Genomic DNA, 15,160 nt, shown 5'->3' with positions numbered 1-15,160 from the left:
CGGGCCGCCTTTTTGCTTATTATTCGCCGCGCAACACCTGCAGCCGGGCTATCTGCCGCCCCTGCGCATCGAAGTTGTCCGCACTCAGCCAACGCGCCAACGCCTGCCGCACCGCCGGCCAACGGTCAATGGTGATGGCGAACCAGTCGGTATCCCGGCTGCGCCCCTTGACGATCACCGCAAAGCGGAAGTTGCCCTCGTAACGGAAGCCGAAGCGCAGCGCGGCCTGGCGCGATGGCGCGTTATGGCTGTCGCACTTCCACTCGCAGCGGCGATAGCCCAGCGTGTCGAAGGCATAACGCAGCAGCAGCGCAATGGCTTCGGTGGCGCTGGAGCGCTGTTTCATCAACGGCGACCAGCTGACGTGGCCGATCTCCAGCACGCCGTTGGCCTCGTCGATGCGCATCAGCGCCACCGTCCCCACCGGCGCGTCGCTGGCGGCGTCGAACACCGTCAGATTGACCAGCGTCGGGTTGGCCTGCAGCGTCTCCAGGTGCTGCAACATCGCCGCCGGCGTGTCGGGCCGTTCGATAGACAGATAGGTCCAGTCGCGGCCGTCCGGCGCCAGCTGGAAAGCGTCATACAGCGCGGCGTAATCCCGTTGCGGATCGAGCGGCGCCAGTGAACAGAAACGCCCGCCGAGCGTTGCGCCGCCCGGGCGGCGAGCCGGCTGCCAATCCGGCATCGGTTCGCCAATCGGCTGACCATAACGATTCATTGCCATACGCGCCTCCTGCGGTTAACGGGTATACACGATAAACGAGCTTCTTCTGCCGATTTTGTCGTACAGCGAACGCGCCGGCGCGTTGTACTCCTGGGTCATCCAATAGACCCGATCGCTGCCGCGCGCCTCCGCCAGCCGATACGCCTGTTCGAACAGTTTTTCCGACACTTTATGGCCGCGCGCCTGCGGGGACACATAGAGATCTTCGATATAACAATAGCCCACCACGCTCCAGGTGGACGGATGGAATACCAGGTTCATCAGCCCCAGCAGCCGGCCGTCGGCATCCTCCGCCACCAGCCCGTACACCTGTTCATCCTGCCCCAAGCGTTCGAAGGTGCGATCGGTCACCTGCGGCGCCACCTCGGCGCGGTAAAAGTCGAGATAGCCCTGCCACAACGCCAACCATTGCGCTCTGTCGTCGCCATTGATTCTGCGGATGGTCACTTCACGATTTGATGGGTTCATAGCGCCTCACGGGTTAAGATATTATTTCCATTAGGGAAATAACCGAATAGCGGCAGAATACACCGCGCAGCGACGGCGTAATACGGACCAATTCAAAACGGCGAGCAGACCAATTTTAACCGCCGTTTTCCCGCGGCAGCGCGTTGAACACCTGCGCCAGCGTGGCGATAAAACGCACGATCTCGTCCGGCGTGTAGGCCGAGAAACCGAGCACCAGCGCCCCTCGCTGCGGCGCGCCGGTGTAGAAGTCCGCCAAGCCGTACAGCCGGATGCCCCGTTCGGCCGCCGCCGCCACCAGCCGCCGCTCCGTCGCCGCATCCGCCAACGGGCAAACCAGCTGCAGCCCACCCTGCGGCAAGGCCGGGCGCGTCCAGGGTGCGAGATGGCGTTGCACCGCATCGTACAGCACATCCAGCCGCGCCTTGTAAAGCGTGCGCATATTGCGCAGATGCTCGGCGTAGCCGCCCTCGTGCAGGCAGTGGAACAGCGTCATCTGCGCCAGCGCCGAGGTGTAGCCGTCCTGAAACTGCCTGGCGGCGACCAATGGCCGCACCAGCTGCGGCGGCGCAATCATGAAGCCGATGCGCAGCCCCGGAAACAGCGTCTTGCTGAAGGTGCCGATGTACAGCGTGCGCCCGCCGCTGTCCAGCCCCTGCAGCGCCGCCTTGGTTTGTCGATCGTAGTTGAACTCGGCGTCATAATCGTCTTCGATGATCCAGGCCCGCCGACGCTGGGCCCACTGCAACAGCGCCAGACGCCGCTCGAGGCTCAGCGAGTACCCCAGCGGGTAGTGATGGGACGGCGTGATGTAAACGCCCCGCCCGCCGCCCGAAGCCTGCATCAGTTGCCCGACGTCCAGCCCCTGCTCATCAATGCCGATCGGCCGCGCCTGCAGCCCCGCCGACTGCACCAGTTTTTTCGCCCCCTGGTAACCCGGCTCTTCGACGAATACCGCATCGCCGGGATCGAACAGCACCTGCGTGCACAGCGCCAGCGCCTGCTGAGAGCTGGTGACCACGATCACCTGCTCCGCCGTCGCCTTGACGCCCCGCTCCCGCTGCAAATAGTGCGCGATCTCCGCACGCAGCTCCGGCAAGCCCTGCGGATCGGCATAACCCAACAGCCGCTCGCCGTGCCGCCGCAGCGCCTGCTTTTCCCACTGCAGCCATGAATCGATGGGAAACGCCCGCAGATCCGCCAGCGAGGGCGTCAACGAGGCCTGGCGGCTGGTGTGCGGCGTATGGCTGACCGCCAGCAACGCCCGGCCGCGATCGCTTAACTCGCGTTCCGCCAGCCGCGCCTCCTGGCCTGCCTGCGTCGCCAGCAGTTCACGGCCGAGCAGCGTATCGCAGCGATAACGCACAAAGCTGCCGCGCCCCACCGTTCGGCTGATGAACCCCTCCGCCTCCAGCCGCGCGTAAGTCTGTTCCACCGTGTCACGCGCCACCGCCAGCCGGGCCGCCAACGCGCGGCTCGGCGGCAGCTTCGCCCGCCACGGCAGTTCCCCGGCGGTGATGAGCCGCAACAGGGCCTGGTGCAGCGCCGAACGTCGGGTCAGCCCCTGCTGACGCTGCTGGGTGAAGGCTGCCAGGATTGCCGCGTCGTCCGCGTGTCGTGGGGTGTCACTCATGGGCAGTCTGTTTCTCCGAGCCTGGGGCGATAGCACACTACTCTACCTCATTTCTCCCAGCGGCGGCGGCAGTTGCGCTGCCCGGCGAAATCCCCTTAAATAAGCCATCGCATTGCGGCTACAGGACTTCCGTCAGCTATGAGCAAGGAGATCAACCAGCGTCTGCTGGAAAAACTGCTGCAGGATCTGGCCAGCGCGGGCGCGATGCCGTTGTATCTGCGCTTTAACGCCTCGGTGCGCCAGGCTATCGAGCAAGGATTGCTGAGCGCGGGGGATTTCCTGCCTAGCGAGCGCCTGTTCACCGAACAACTCGGCATCTCGCGCATCACGGTGCGCAAAGCGCTGGCCTGCCTTGAGCAAGACGGCATCATTGGCCGTTCACGCGGCTACGGCACCTTCATCCAGCCGCAACGGCCCGCGCCGAAGCTGCGCTATTCCTTAGCGGACATCAAAGGGTTCTCGCGCGAGGCGGCGCAACAGGGGCGTCAGCCGGACACGCAATGGATCAGCCGCGAGCGGGTGCCGGCCAGCGCCGAACTGGCGGAAAGGCTCCAGCTGGCGGTTGGAGCGCCGATCTACCAACTCAAACGCATTCACTTTATCGATCGGCGGCCGATGTCGGTGGCGGTGTCCTACGTGGTGGTGGCGGCGATTGCCAACATCGACGAGATTGGCATCTCGCTCTACGATTACTTCCGGCGCAATAATGTGGAGATGGGCTCGCTGCGCAGCCAGGTCAGCGCGGCGATGGCCGACGACGATATCCGCCGGACGCTGCAGCTATCAGAACCGATGCCGCTGCTGATCGTGCGCCAGACGCTGTTCGACCACCGCAAGAAGCCTGTCGAATACAGCGAAAGCTTCTGCCGCAGCGACATGTATGAGTTTACCAGCGAAAGCTGATCCGTTACGCCTCGCCCTGTCGGCGGCGGCGAAAACGCACGAACGCCTGGGCATACGCCTCAACGTCCAGCGGATTCACCCGTTTTAACTCCGCCAGCAATCCGGGTTCGATCGCTTCTGCACCGTGCAGCGCACCGCAGACAGCGGTGGCCATCGCGCCGATGGTGTCAGTATCGCCGCCCAGGTTGGCGCACAGCACCGCGCAACGGGTAGGATCGGTTTGCGCCAGCTGCACCATCGCCAGCGCCGCCGGCACCGACTCGATGGTGCTCACCCCGGCGCCGATCAGTTGATATATCCGCTCAGAGGCCTGCTCGGGATCGGCGGCCTCATCCACCACCTGAAACGCCAACTCGATGCGCGCCGCCAGCGAGGGGCTGAACGTCGTCTCCTGCCGGCGCTGGGCATACTCCGCCACGCCCGGCAGCGCCAGACGAATCGAGGCCCAGTCCGCGCCCTCCACCGCTCGCGCGACGGCCCAGGCGATCGCCACCGCACCGGCGACGGCGATGTCGGATTTGTGCGTCGGGCTGGAGGCCAGCCACACCTGCTGGCAGAAATCCTCCAGCGGCGCGGACGGCAGCACGCAGCCCAAAGGCGAAATGCGCATCGCCGCGCCATTGGTGATGCCGTTGTTTTCCAACTCGGCGATCGGCGTGCCCGCTTTCTGCTCGCTCAACGCCAGTTTGGAACTGGGGCCGAGAATGTTCTTGTTGAAGGCGTCAAAACTGTCCACCCAGCGGATCACGTTGCGGGCGATCAGTTCCGGCACCACCTCGCCTTCCGCTTCCCGCAGCGCATCGGCCAGCGCTAACGCCATCGCGGTATCGTCGGTATATTGCCCGGCTTTGAAGTAACAGGCGGCGGTGTTCTCCGCCGGCCCATCGAGAAAGCCGTCTATCCAGCCGAAATGGCGCTTAACCCGCTCGCGCGGCCACAGCTCGGAAGGCATGCCGAGCGCGTCGCCCAGCATCTGTCCGTAAAGTGCGCCCGCTATGCGTTCTGCCTGGGTTAACTGCTTCATCCGTCGCTCCTGAGAAAATGTACCGTTGCCTCAATAATACCTTATTAGTACCTTTAAAGCTTATCAAGCGCCCCGGCTCACACTTCCCTTTCGCGGGCAATGCCCGGGGCGTTTAAGTTGCGTTTAATGTTGCCCCGCCGCTGTTTATCCGACGTTTATCAGAGCTTGTCGATAATGTCGGCGAACAAATTGATAACGCTTATTTTAATACATTGCTTCGGCTCTCTTGCGAGCCGGGCGGGTTATACCTACCATAGCCTCAGCACTTTTTGTCAAAATGGTTCAGGTGGCCGCGTTATTCCCTGACACGCCGCAGAGCGTGTTCCCTTTTATCGCGTGGGTGACAGGACGTTCACCCGCATAGTCACAGGAGTTCGCCATGCGAGTACTGGTTGTTGAAGATAATGGTTTGCTGCGTCACCACCTTTCCGTTCAGATGCGCGAGATGGGCCATCAGGTCGACGCGGCCGAAGACGCCAAGGAAGCCGATTATTTCCTGCAGGAACACGCGCCGGATATCGCCATCGTCGATCTCGGCCTGCCGGGTGAGGACGGCCTGAGCCTGATCCGCCGCTGGCGCGCCCATCAGACCAAGCTGCCGATCCTGGTGCTGACCGCCCGCGAAAGCTGGCAGGACAAAGTGGCGGTGCTGGAAGCCGGCGCCGACGACTATGTCACCAAGCCGTTCCACCTGGAAGAAGTGATCGCCCGCATGCAGGCGCTGATGCGCCGCAACAGCGGCCTGGCTTCGCAAGTGATCGTGCTGCCGCCGTTCCAGATCGATCTGTCGCGCCGCGAACTGAGCGTCAACGATCAACAGATCAAGCTGACCGCCTTTGAATACACCATCATCGAGACCCTGATCCGCAACGCCGGCAAGGTGGTGAGCAAGGATTCGTTGATGCTGCAGCTCTACCCGGACGCCGAACTGCGTGAAAGCCACACCATCGACGTGCTGATGGGCCGTTTGCGCAAGAAAGTGCAGGCGGAATACCCGCATGAAGTGATCACCACGGTACGTGGCCAGGGCTATCGTTTTGACGCGAAGTGAACATGATGTTCAACAAGAATAAAAAACCGTTTTCGCTGCGTGCCCGCTTCCTGATGGCGACCGCCGGGGTGATCCTGGCGCTGTCGCTCTCTTACGGTTTGGTGGCGGTCGTCGGCTATATCGTCAGCTTCGACAAAACCGCCTTCCGTCTGCTGCGCGGCGAGAGCAACCTGTTCTTCAGCCTGGCGCAGTGGAAAGACAACAAGCTCACCATCGCCATTCCCCCCGATCTCGATCTCAACTTCCCGACGCTGGTATTTATCTACGACGATAAAGGCAACCTGCTGTGGAGCCAGCGCAAGGTGCCGGAACTCGAGAAGCTGATCAACAAAGAATGGCTGCAGGAGTCCGGCTTCTACGAAATTGACACCGATACCCGCATCAGTAGCGAAGTGCTGGGGGATAACCCCAAAGCGCAGGATCAGCTGAAGAATTATGACGATACCGATCAGAACGCGCTGACCCACTCGGTGGCGGTCAACACCTATGCCGCCACGCCTCGCCTGCCGGCGCTGACCATCGTGGTGGTCGACAGCATTCCGCAGGAGCTGCAGCGATCCGACGTGGTGTGGGAGTGGTTCAGCTACGTGCTGTTGGCCAACCTGCTGCTGGTGGTGCCGCTGCTGTGGCTGGCGGCCTACTGGAGCCTGCGGCCGATCAAGGCGCTGGTCAATCAGGTGGGCGAGCTGGAGAACGGCGAGCGCGATCAGCTCGACGAAAATCCGCCCAGCGAGCTGCGCGGGCTGGTGCGCAATCTGAACATTCTGGTGCGCAACGAGCGCCAGCGCTACACCAAATATCGCACCACCCTGTCGGATCTGACCCACAGCCTGAAAACGCCGCTGGCGGTGCTGCAAAGCACCCTGCGCTCGCTGCGCAGCGGCAAGCAAACCACCATCGAAGAAGCCGAGCCGATCATGCTGGATCAGATCGGGCGCATCTCGCAGCAGATCGGTTACTACCTGCACCGAGCCAGCATCAACTCCGGCCAGACGGTGTTGACGCGCGAGATCCACTCGGTGCCGGCGCTGCTCGACAGCCTGGTGGTGGCGCTGAACAAGGTTTACCAGCGCAAAGGGGTGGCGATCACGCTGGACATCTCGCCGGAAGTGACCTTTATGGGCGAGAAGAACGATTTTATGGAAGTGATGGGCAACGTGTTGGAAAACGCCTGCAAATACTGCCTGGAGTTCGTGGAGATCACCTCGCTGCACTCCGAGAAAAACCTCACCATCGTTATCGACGACGACGGCCCGGGCATCCCGGAAAGCAAGCGCCAGCTGATTTTCCAGCGCGGCCAGCGGGTGGATACCCTGCGCCCCGGCCAGGGCCTTGGCCTGTCGGTGGCGGCGGAGATCATCGAGCAATACGACGGCGAAATCGTCATCAGCGACAGCCCGCTCGGCGGCGCGCGCATGCAGGTCACCTTCGCCCGCCAGCACGACACCCACCACAACGAGTAAATTATGCCGCTGCGGCCCCGATCCACGGGGCCAAACTTCCGTTATAATCGCACTCAGGCTCACTCCCCTATCCTGGAATAGAACATGGATTATCAATTAGATCTGGACTGGAACGATTTTTTGCAACGTTATTGGCAAAAGCGTCCGGTGATTCTGAAGCGCGGCTTCAAAAACTTTATCGATCCGATCTCCCCGGATGAGCTGGCCGGGCTGGCGATGGAAAACGAAGTGGACAGCCGTCTGGTCAGCCACCAGGACGGCCGTTGGCAGGTTGCGCACGGCCCCTTCGAGAGCTTCGACCACCTGAGCGAAAACAACTGGTCGCTGCTGGTGCAGGCGGTAGATCACTGGCATGAGCCTTCCGCCGCGCTGATGCGCCCGTTCCGCCAACTGCCGGACTGGCGGATGGATGACCTGATGATCTCCTTCTCGGTGCCGGGCGGCGGCGTCGGCCCGCACCTCGATCAGTACGACGTGTTCATCATTCAGGGCACCGGCCGCCGCCGTTGGCGCGTCGGGGAAAAAACGCCGCTGAAACAGCACTGCCCGCACCCGGATCTGCTGCAGGTCGAACCGTTCGACGCCATCATCGACGAAGAGATGGAGCCGGGCGACATTCTCTATATTCCGCCGGGCTTCCCGCATGAAGGCTACGCGCTGGAAAACGCGCTCAACTACTCGGTGGGCTTCCGCGCGCCAAACGGCCGCGAGCTGGTGAGCGGCTTCGCCGATTACGTGCTGGCGCGCGAGCTGGGCAGCAAACGCTACGGCGATCCGGACGTTAAACTGCGCGAACACCCGGCGGAGATCCTGCCGCAGGAAGTGGACGCCTTACGGCAGATGATGCTGGATCTGGTGCAACAGCCGGAACACTTCCAGCACTGGTTCGGCGAGTTTATCTCCCAGTCGCGCCACGAGCTGGATCTGGCGCCGCCGGAGCCGCCGTATCAGGCCGGGGAAATCTACGAACTGCTGCAACAGGGTGAAGCGCTGCAGCGCCTGGGCGGATTGCGCGTGCTGCGCGTCGGCGATCGCTGCTTCGTCAACGGTGAGCTGATCGACACCGACCAGCTGCAGGCCGCAGACGCCCTGTGCCAGCACTTCAGCGTTGACGCCGCCCTGCTCGGCGACGCGGTGGACGATCCGTCGTTCCTGGCGCTGCTGACCGCGCTGGTCAACAGCGGCTATTGGTACTTTAACGACTGATTACGAGTACGCGAACAAGCCACCCTATCGGGTGGCTTTTTTTATGCTTGCCGCGCCTGCGCGCGAAAACCGGCCAGCGCTTCATTCGCCATGCCCGCCTGCTCCGCCGCCGCGCAAATCTGCCGCCAGGTATTGGCGTCTATCGGTATGCCCTGCTCCAGCCGCGCCGCGCGGTTGGCCTCTTCCCATTCTCCCGGCACCGCGATCGGCTGTTCGCCGCTCGGCGGCGACGCCTTCACCCAGCCGATGAACGCTTCGGCCTCGGCCTGCATTTGCGGGGCGTCGAAGGCCTGAGGATCGAGGATCAGGGTCGTCATGCAGTTGAAGATGGCGTCGCTGTCGGCTTTCAGCGTGGCGTCGTGGGTGGTGCGGCCGCCGGAGAGCGCGCCGCCGAGGATCTCGCACATCGCCGCCAGCGCATAGCCTTTGTGCAAACCGAACGGCAACAATGACCCGAACGGCGCTTCATGCATCACCTTCGGTTCGGTGGTGGGTTGCCCGTGTTCGTCGATCAGATAGCCCGCCGCCACCGACAAGCCTTTGTTATAGGCCACCCGAGTCTTGCCGAAGGCGATGCCGCTGGTGGCGAAATCCAACAGCAGCGGCGTGCGGCCCGGCCGCGGGAAAATGGCGCAGAACGGATTGGTGCCGAAGCGGCGATCGCTGCCGCCGAACGGCGCCACCATCGGATCGCCCACCACGTTGACGAAGTGAATCGAGATAAAACCGGCGCGGGCGCACTGCTCCGCCCAATGGCCGATGCGGCCGATATGGTGCGCGTTGTGCAGCGCCACCGCCGCCAGGCCCAGCTTGCCGGCGCGTTCAATGCCCAGCGCCATCGCTTCGCTGGCCACCACCTGGCCGAAGCCGCGCGCGCCGTCGAGCGTCAGCACCGCGCCGGCGTCGCGCACCACCTCGGCATGTTGATTGAGCTGCAATTGCCCCTGCGCCAACGATGCCATGTAACTGGGGATCATGCCGACGCCGTGCGAGTCGTGCCCGGCCAGATTGGCCTGCACCAGGTGATCGGCCACCAGCTCGGCTTCGCGCGCCGTGCTGCCGGCCTGGCGCCAAATCGCCTGAACGAACTGCGTCAAATACGAGCCGGCGATGCGGTATTCGGTGCTCATCATGCGGTCCTTATGCGTGGGGAATAGGCTTCCACACTATGAGCAACGCCTTGTTACGGCAAGCGATTATGCCGATCGCAAGCGTCCCGTTTTAACTATGGTATCCGCACGTTAGCCCAGGCGACGAAAAGAGCGGGCGCCGCTACTTTAGCCACCCGGCACAAGGCTCAGGTTATGGCGCCCCCACCAGCCAAAAAAGAAAACCCCCAACAAAATTTCGTTTGCTGGGGGTTAAAAATGCACTAATCAGAGCATAAATATAGCTATTCGATACCGTATTTTTTCTCGGTTACAAATTTCGGCTCTTTCCAGTTGGGGCCTTTTTTAACAAGCATTTTGTCACCCCATTCAATAACGCCATTCTGACGTAACTGTTCGAACACCCGTCTGAATTCACCATTCCCAATTACTGTAAAATTATGGCGACTAAAGAATCGATCCATTTGGGGATAACCAAACCCATCCTCATTTCTCACCAAAAAGGCAATGACGTCAGAAATTTTTTCTTCTTTTGCCAAGCGTTCTAAATCAATCATTTTAGCATCCTCAACTCTTGTTGTTCAGCAGCGTCTAAAGCCTCCTGCGTATAGAGCAAAGCCTCGCTGTTGCCTAATTGATAATCTTCCAACGTCGCAGTATGCGTATTATTCCACACTTCTCCTTGATTATCTGGCACCGATCCATCTCTAATACCCAAATTGCGATAACGCTCCAATTCCCTGATCTCATGTGTATAAAATCGCCTGTCAGTATCGGTGGGAGGCAGTTCTCCCTTCAAGATTTTTTCCAGGCGGCCGATCATCACTTTGTTAGCGTCTGACTCTGTAAAACGCCCAGTATGCAGCTTCACCTTATCCACGCCGGCACGGTCGATGCTGGCCCCTTTCCAATCCAGATTCTGAATGGGGCCTCCAGCTTTATTGGTGTTGTATTCACGACCGCTGTATTTGCCCCTGGCATTGGTTTCACCATAGGGCTTGCTCACCATCACATAGATGGCCTCTACACCAATCTCCGTCGCATCCGGCTGCCACAGGATAAAATCTTGCAGATCCTGCACCACATCCGCCGGGAAGGTGGTGACCACGATGCTGTCCGCCTGCCTGATGCCGGTGCCGGTATGCACTGGCGATTTAGGCCCCGGTGAGCCGTTGCCGGTATGCGCCGGCGCGGCCGGCCCAGTCGGCACCGGGTTGATCAGTATCGTTCTGGCCGGTGCGCCCACCACCGCTGGCAGCGTGATTTTGTCCAGCCCTGTCAGCTCATCGCGAACGGGTCTGAATACCGGCACACTCGGCGATACGCCGCCGACGCCTGTCCTGACGAAATTGACGCTCTGTCTCCCGTCGTCGTCGGTGGTGATAAACCCGCGCACCGGCAAATCGACCGAGGTCATGCCGGGCTGGATGGTCGCCCGGCCCGCTGCCGCCAGGCTCGCCTGGAGGGCAAACAGATTGACATCCCGCCCGGGTACCCGGTCGCTCCCTGCACCGACCTCCGTCGGGTAGAAACCAAGGGCAAAAGCCCCCAGCACCGATCCGGCAGCGACCACAGTGCCGGCGCGTATACTGCCAATTTCGTAGGCTGCCCGCCACGACGCGCTCGCTGCCCAGCCGGCCAGTTCGCTCGTGGTCGTCATCACGCCTTGCCCGATTACCGACGTCTGCAGCATCGCGGGCGCACGGTTGAGCACCATGGCACCTGCTGCCGCCAACGCCGCATTGGCCGCTTTTAGCTTTTCCGGCGTATACGCCGGAGCGTCCATAATACCCGCTTTGGCGAACAACGCTTTTCTGGCTGCTTCTACCTTGCGTGCATCTTCCGCCTTTCGGGCTTCCTCGGCTTTGCGAGCCTCTTCGGCCTTACGAGCTTCTTCGGCTCTGCGAGCCTCTTCCGCCTTTCGGGCCTCTTCGGCCACTTCTCGTTCTACCTGCTTAAATTGTTGATAGGCCGATGTCAAAGAAGGCACTTCGACATTACGTTGCCGGTAACCTGTGCGATCGCTCCCTTTGCCGCCGCCGTTGATTTCATATTGCTCCGTAATTTCAGTCATCACCCTATTATTATCAAGCCAGAAACCCGGTGGGATTTTTCCATTAAGCACCTCGGAATAGGTGGCTAATGACGCCTTATCCTCTGCGGCAGAATTGTTGCCGTTATTGTTGCCGTTGGGTATGTTCTGATAATTACCGATTCTATGATGGGTATCGATATTACCGGCGAACACGATCCCGCCTTGAGCAGGCAACCCCACGCCAAGTACATTTTTAACTTGTGAGACAGAGGTAATAGCCTTGCTGACGGCGGCTTCATCGGTTGTACGAATTTCACCAACCTGCACCTGTATTTTTCCGTCAGCCTCAACACTTTTCAAAGCTACCTTTGCATAAGTTGTAACCGCACGTACCTTTTTTTGTAAATCTTTCAGTATATTATTAACTTTAGGGTCATTTTTGATAGCGTTAACCTGCCGCCGTATCGCTGCCCCCTGGGAATCTCCACTGCTGCTACTGTCCCTGCCGCCATTACCGTTCCCTTTACCATCATCCCAGTTGGTACTGTTATCTTTACCGGGATTTAAACCATGTACTCCATCGATATGCACATCCCCCATGCCAGGAATATTTATATCCATAGATCCACCGTGCCCTACATTGGGTCCCTGGTCTGAAGCCCCCCCTTTAATTCCACCAGTTGGGCCACGGCTGTCTTTTCCATCTCCGCCACTCATATGCCAGTCCTTTTATTTCGTTGATGTGGCAGCAGAGTAAATTCTTAAGTGCTTATCGCCAGCAGCACTATCGGTTAATACTCTGCGCTACCCACAAAAATTGTTATTACTCAGGCGCACGTAATCGCTTTTTCCAACGCTGCCAACCGCGATTCCAGCGTTTCTCGGGCCGCTCGCTCTTCCTTAAGCGCTTCAACCAGCAACGCCACCACGCCGTTGATATTGATGCCCCGCGCATCTTTCAGCACGCTACCGTCATTAAGTTTCAATTCGGTTTGGGTCACCGACTGCGGCAATACGCTCTCCACTTCCTGAGCGATCACCCCGGCCTCCGGCACGCCCTGTTTGAGGTAGGTGTAGCCGCCAATATTGGCCAGCTTGTCCAATGCACCGGCAATTTGGGTGATGTCCGTTTTCATGCGGGCATCGGAGCTGCTGTGCCAGGCGCCGTTGGTGTAGGCGTTACCATCATTACGGAATTCGTACCAGCCTTGCCCACCACCGTTGGCGACATTCAGCACCAGCGAATGGTGAGAGCCGACAAATTCATGATGATAAAGGTTGGCATACAGGTCGTATCGCCCCTGCAAATGCAATCCATTGGTAATACGTCCCTTATCATTGTCAACACTACGGTTACCAGCAGCCCAAATCCATCCATCGGGGTTGCGTTTAGTCAATTGCCCTACAGAAAGCTCGGCGTTGGGCCTTACCTGCAGTTCGTTCCAGTTACCCTGCCAGTCTCGATAAGAGAGCAATCCATAATTTTCTTTACCAGCGACAATCCGCGAGCCCATTAACATCACCGTAGTGACGTTGCCGCTGGTAAAATTAGTATGCATGGCAGCCGCATCATAAACCTGACCATTGATAAGCGGAGTCGGGCCGGTGGTCGAGGTGGAGATACCCGCGTTGTGCGACACCACCGCACCGCCGGAAATATCCACTCCATTGCGCATCGCAACCCGGCCAGACGCCAAATTGAATGAGAACGGGCGCAAGGTGTTCCACTGCCCGTTAAGCGCTTGGCCGCCCGGCGTCGCCAGCGCGTAAAAATCGCGGCCATCATTACGCAGCATCACGCCGGTATTGCCATTTGCCAGCCGAAAACCATTGGCCGATTTGGAGACGATTTCACCGTCGCTGACCACGCGCTGGCGCAGCGTAGACAGCGATTTCAGTTCGGTAATATCGTCGTTAACGCCGTTAATCACCTGAGCATTTTTCTTTTCTTCTGCCATGATTGTTACCCTCTTACGTCCTGTTTGATGGCGGTTAACAGCGCTCATTCCCCCAGCATCCCCTGGCGACTGGGCTCACCGCACCGAAGCTGTAAAACCGGTTAAGCACACAGCCACACTGTATGCATAAACAGCATTTTATCTCGAAGGATAATGGGATTCCCTCACCGCGGGTTGTGTGGTGAACGAAACAACCATGAGACTGGGAACCATAAAGAGAACAGAAGAAGATAACGGCGGGCGCGCTGGGCCCCGCCGGGCGGATCAGAAAAGCATAGTCGGGCCGGCCAAGCCGGCCGGGGAACGAAGGTGTTTACCGCGCCCGCTCGGCGGCCAGCGCCGCGATGCGCATGATCACCGCCACCGCTTGCTCCATGCCTTCCAGCGTCACGAACTCGTGCTTGCCGTGGTAGTTGTAGCCGCCGGTGAACAGGTTCGGGCACGGCAGGCCGCGGAACGACAGCTGCGCGCCGTCGGTGCCGCCGCGGATCGGCTTCATCACCGGTTCGATGTCGCAATCGCGCATCGCCTGCTGCGCCAGAGCGATCACGTGCGGGTGCTCCGCCACCTGTTCGCGCATGTTGTAATAGCTGTCTTCGATGCTGACTTCGATATAGCAATCGCGCGGCAGGCCTTTGCCGATCTCGCGAGCGATGTCCACCATCTTACGCTTGCGCGCCTCGAACCCTTCGCGCTCGAAGTCGCGCAGAATGTAGTGCATTTCGGCGCGCTCCACGCTGCCCTTGATGCTGCTGAGATGATAAAAGCCCTGGTAGCCTTCGGTGGTCTCCGGCGCTTCGTCCGCCGGCAGCGCCAGATGAATGCGGGTCGCCAGCGACAGCGCGTTGACCATCACCCCCTTGGCGCTGCCGGGGTGTACGCTGTTGCCGAGGATTTTGATCGTCACCGAGGCGGCGTTGAAGTTTTCGCACTCCAGCTCGCCGACGCCGCCGCCGTCCACCGTGTAGGCCCATTCCGCATTGAAGGCCGCCACGTCGAACAGCTGCGCCCCCTTGCCCACCTCCTCGTCCGGAGTGAAGGCCACGCGGATGTCGCCGTGCGGGATCTTGCGCGCGCGCAGGCGCACCATGGCGGTGAGGATCTCGGCGATGCCCGCCTTGTCGTCGGCGCCCAGCAGCGTTTTGCCGTCGGTGGTGATCAGCGTCTGCCCCAGCATCTGGTGCAGGATCGGGAACATCACCGGCGACAGCACCTCATCGCCGATGCCGAGCGCAATGTCGCCGCCGCGATAGTTCTCGACGATCTGCGGATTGACGTGCTTGCCGCTGAAATCCGGCGAAGTATCCAGATGGGCGATGAAACCGACCGCCGGCACCGGCCAGGCGACGTTACCCGGCCAGGTGCCCATCACGCAGCCGTGTTCGCTGAGCGACACCCGCTCGAAGCCGAGCGCGATCATTTCCTGCTGCAATGCACGCGCCAGCTTCAACTGCCCGTCGGTGCTCGGCACATGCTTTACGTTCGCTTTGGACTGGGTGTCGAAAGAGACGTAGTTGAAAAAGCGGTCAAGTAATTTGTCCATGGTAGCGGCCCCTCAGAATATCGCGTTTCATTATGCGGAACCGATC

General features: G+C 60.4%; 13 protein-coding genes. 4 read left to right on the top strand and 9 right to left on the bottom strand.

Going from position 1 to position 15,160, the window contains the following annotated elements; genetic code table 11:
* Positions 1-19: 19 nt before the first annotated feature.
* The 3 genes from WFM45_RS05810 to pdxR form a co-directional block, all read right to left on the bottom strand.
* Positions 20-724 carry a GNAT family N-acetyltransferase gene (locus WFM45_RS05810; protein WP_033633284.1) on the bottom strand — a complete coding sequence of 235 codons (705 nt, stop codon included), beginning with the start codon at positions 722-724 and terminating at the stop codon, positions 20-22.
* A 15-nt stretch (positions 725-739) separates the two neighbouring features.
* Positions 740-1,192: a GNAT family N-acetyltransferase gene (locus tag WFM45_RS05805; RefSeq protein WP_336954894.1), complete on the bottom strand. Its 453-nt coding sequence runs from the start codon at positions 1,190-1,192 to the stop codon at positions 740-742.
* Between the two features lie 115 nt (positions 1,193-1,307).
* Positions 1,308-2,822 (bottom strand): MocR-like pyridoxine biosynthesis transcription factor PdxR, encoded by a 1,515-nt coding sequence (gene pdxR / locus WFM45_RS05800; protein WP_015377604.1) that lies wholly within the window; start codon positions 2,820-2,822, stop codon positions 1,308-1,310.
* A 138-nt stretch (positions 2,823-2,960) separates the two neighbouring features.
* Between pdxR and WFM45_RS05795 the strand changes: the two genes are divergently transcribed.
* On the top strand, positions 2,961-3,725 hold the full coding sequence (locus WFM45_RS05795) for a GntR family transcriptional regulator (protein ID WP_336954893.1): 765 nt from the start codon (positions 2,961-2,963) through the stop codon (positions 3,723-3,725).
* Positions 3,726-3,729: 4 nt separating this feature from the next.
* Here WFM45_RS05795 and WFM45_RS05790 read toward each other — a convergent pair whose 3' ends face one another.
* Positions 3,730-4,749: an ADP-ribosylglycohydrolase family protein gene (locus tag WFM45_RS05790; protein ID WP_033645924.1), complete on the bottom strand. Its 1,020-nt coding sequence runs from the start codon at positions 4,747-4,749 to the stop codon at positions 3,730-3,732.
* Between the two features lie 379 nt (positions 4,750-5,128).
* On the opposite strand from WFM45_RS05790, the gene phoP reads away from it, so the two are divergent.
* From phoP to WFM45_RS05775, 3 genes are all read left to right on the top strand, one after another.
* Positions 5,129-5,800: a two-component system response regulator PhoP gene (gene phoP / locus WFM45_RS05785; RefSeq protein ID WP_004941169.1), complete on the top strand. Its 672-nt coding sequence runs from the start codon at positions 5,129-5,131 to the stop codon at positions 5,798-5,800.
* Positions 5,801-5,805: 5 nt separating this feature from the next.
* Positions 5,806-7,263 carry a two-component system sensor histidine kinase PhoQ gene (gene phoQ, locus WFM45_RS05780; protein WP_033633668.1) on the top strand — a complete coding sequence of 486 codons (1,458 nt, stop codon included), beginning with the start codon at positions 5,806-5,808 and terminating at the stop codon, positions 7,261-7,263.
* 84 nt (positions 7,264-7,347) lie between these two features.
* Positions 7,348-8,469: a ribosomal protein uL16 3-hydroxylase gene (locus WFM45_RS05775; protein WP_004941161.1), complete on the top strand. Its 1,122-nt coding sequence runs from the start codon at positions 7,348-7,350 to the stop codon at positions 8,467-8,469.
* A gap of 41 nt (positions 8,470-8,510) precedes the next feature.
* Here WFM45_RS05775 and WFM45_RS05770 read toward each other — a convergent pair whose 3' ends face one another.
* The 5 genes from WFM45_RS05770 to pepT form a co-directional block, all read right to left on the bottom strand.
* Positions 8,511-9,599, bottom strand: coding sequence for a malate/lactate/ureidoglycolate dehydrogenase (locus WFM45_RS05770; protein WP_103085836.1), 1,089 nt, complete (start codon positions 9,597-9,599; stop codon positions 8,511-8,513).
* Between the two features lie 263 nt (positions 9,600-9,862).
* A complete protein-coding gene (locus tag WFM45_RS05765; protein WP_015377598.1) occupies positions 9,863-10,135 on the bottom strand; it encodes a hypothetical protein in 273 nt (90 codons plus the stop codon).
* A complete protein-coding gene (locus tag WFM45_RS05760) occupies positions 10,132-12,234 on the bottom strand; it encodes an S-type pyocin domain-containing protein (RefSeq protein WP_243750859.1) in 2,103 nt (700 codons plus the stop codon). Before WFM45_RS05760 ends, WFM45_RS05765 begins: the two co-directional genes overlap by 4 nt.
* Positions 12,235-12,440: 206 nt before the next feature.
* Entirely contained in the window at positions 12,441-13,571 is a 1,131-nt protein-coding gene (locus WFM45_RS05755) for a tail fiber domain-containing protein (RefSeq protein WP_044031421.1), read from the bottom strand.
* A 313-nt stretch (positions 13,572-13,884) separates the two neighbouring features.
* Positions 13,885-15,114, bottom strand: a complete 1,230-nt coding sequence (gene pepT / locus WFM45_RS05750; protein WP_015377590.1) for a peptidase T — start codon at positions 15,112-15,114, stop codon at positions 13,885-13,887.
* Positions 15,115-15,160 lie beyond the last annotated feature (46 nt).

Origin of the sequence: Serratia sp. KG1D (genome assembly GCF_037150675.1) — a bacterium.
Taxonomy (GTDB): Bacteria; Pseudomonadota; Gammaproteobacteria; order Enterobacterales; family Enterobacteriaceae; genus Serratia; species Serratia nematodiphila.
Note: the sequence above shows the minus strand (reverse complement) of the source record. Positions and strands in the feature narration are given on the sequence as shown.

Coding starts and splice junctions, on each gene's coding strand:
- WFM45_RS05810 (WP_033633284.1), bottom strand. CDS start 724: ATGGCAATGAATCGTTATGGTCAGCCGATTGGCGAACCGATGCCGGAT.
- WFM45_RS05805 (WP_336954894.1), bottom strand. CDS start 1,192: ATGAACCCATCAAATCGTGAAGTGACCATCCGCAGAATCAATGGCGAC.
- pdxR (WP_015377604.1), bottom strand. CDS start 2,822: ATGAGTGACACCCCACGACACGCGGACGACGCGGCAATCCTGGCAGCC.
- WFM45_RS05795 (WP_336954893.1), top strand. CDS start 2,961: ATGAGCAAGGAGATCAACCAGCGTCTGCTGGAAAAACTGCTGCAGGAT.
- WFM45_RS05790 (WP_033645924.1), bottom strand. CDS start 4,749: ATGAAGCAGTTAACCCAGGCAGAACGCATAGCGGGCGCACTTTACGGA.
- phoP (WP_004941169.1), top strand. CDS start 5,129: ATGCGAGTACTGGTTGTTGAAGATAATGGTTTGCTGCGTCACCACCTT.
- phoQ (WP_033633668.1), top strand. CDS start 5,806: ATGTTCAACAAGAATAAAAAACCGTTTTCGCTGCGTGCCCGCTTCCTG.
- WFM45_RS05775 (WP_004941161.1), top strand. CDS start 7,348: ATGGATTATCAATTAGATCTGGACTGGAACGATTTTTTGCAACGTTAT.
- WFM45_RS05770 (WP_103085836.1), bottom strand. CDS start 9,599: ATGAGCACCGAATACCGCATCGCCGGCTCGTATTTGACGCAGTTCGTT.
- WFM45_RS05765 (WP_015377598.1), bottom strand. CDS start 10,135: ATGATTGATTTAGAACGCTTGGCAAAAGAAGAAAAAATTTCTGACGTC.
- WFM45_RS05760 (WP_243750859.1), bottom strand. CDS start 12,234: ATGGATATAAATATTCCTGGCATGGGGGATGTGCATATCGATGGAGTA.
- WFM45_RS05755 (WP_044031421.1), bottom strand. CDS start 13,571: ATGGCAGAAGAAAAGAAAAATGCTCAGGTGATTAACGGCGTTAACGAC.
- pepT (WP_015377590.1), bottom strand. CDS start 15,114: ATGGACAAATTACTTGACCGCTTTTTCAACTACGTCTCTTTCGACACC.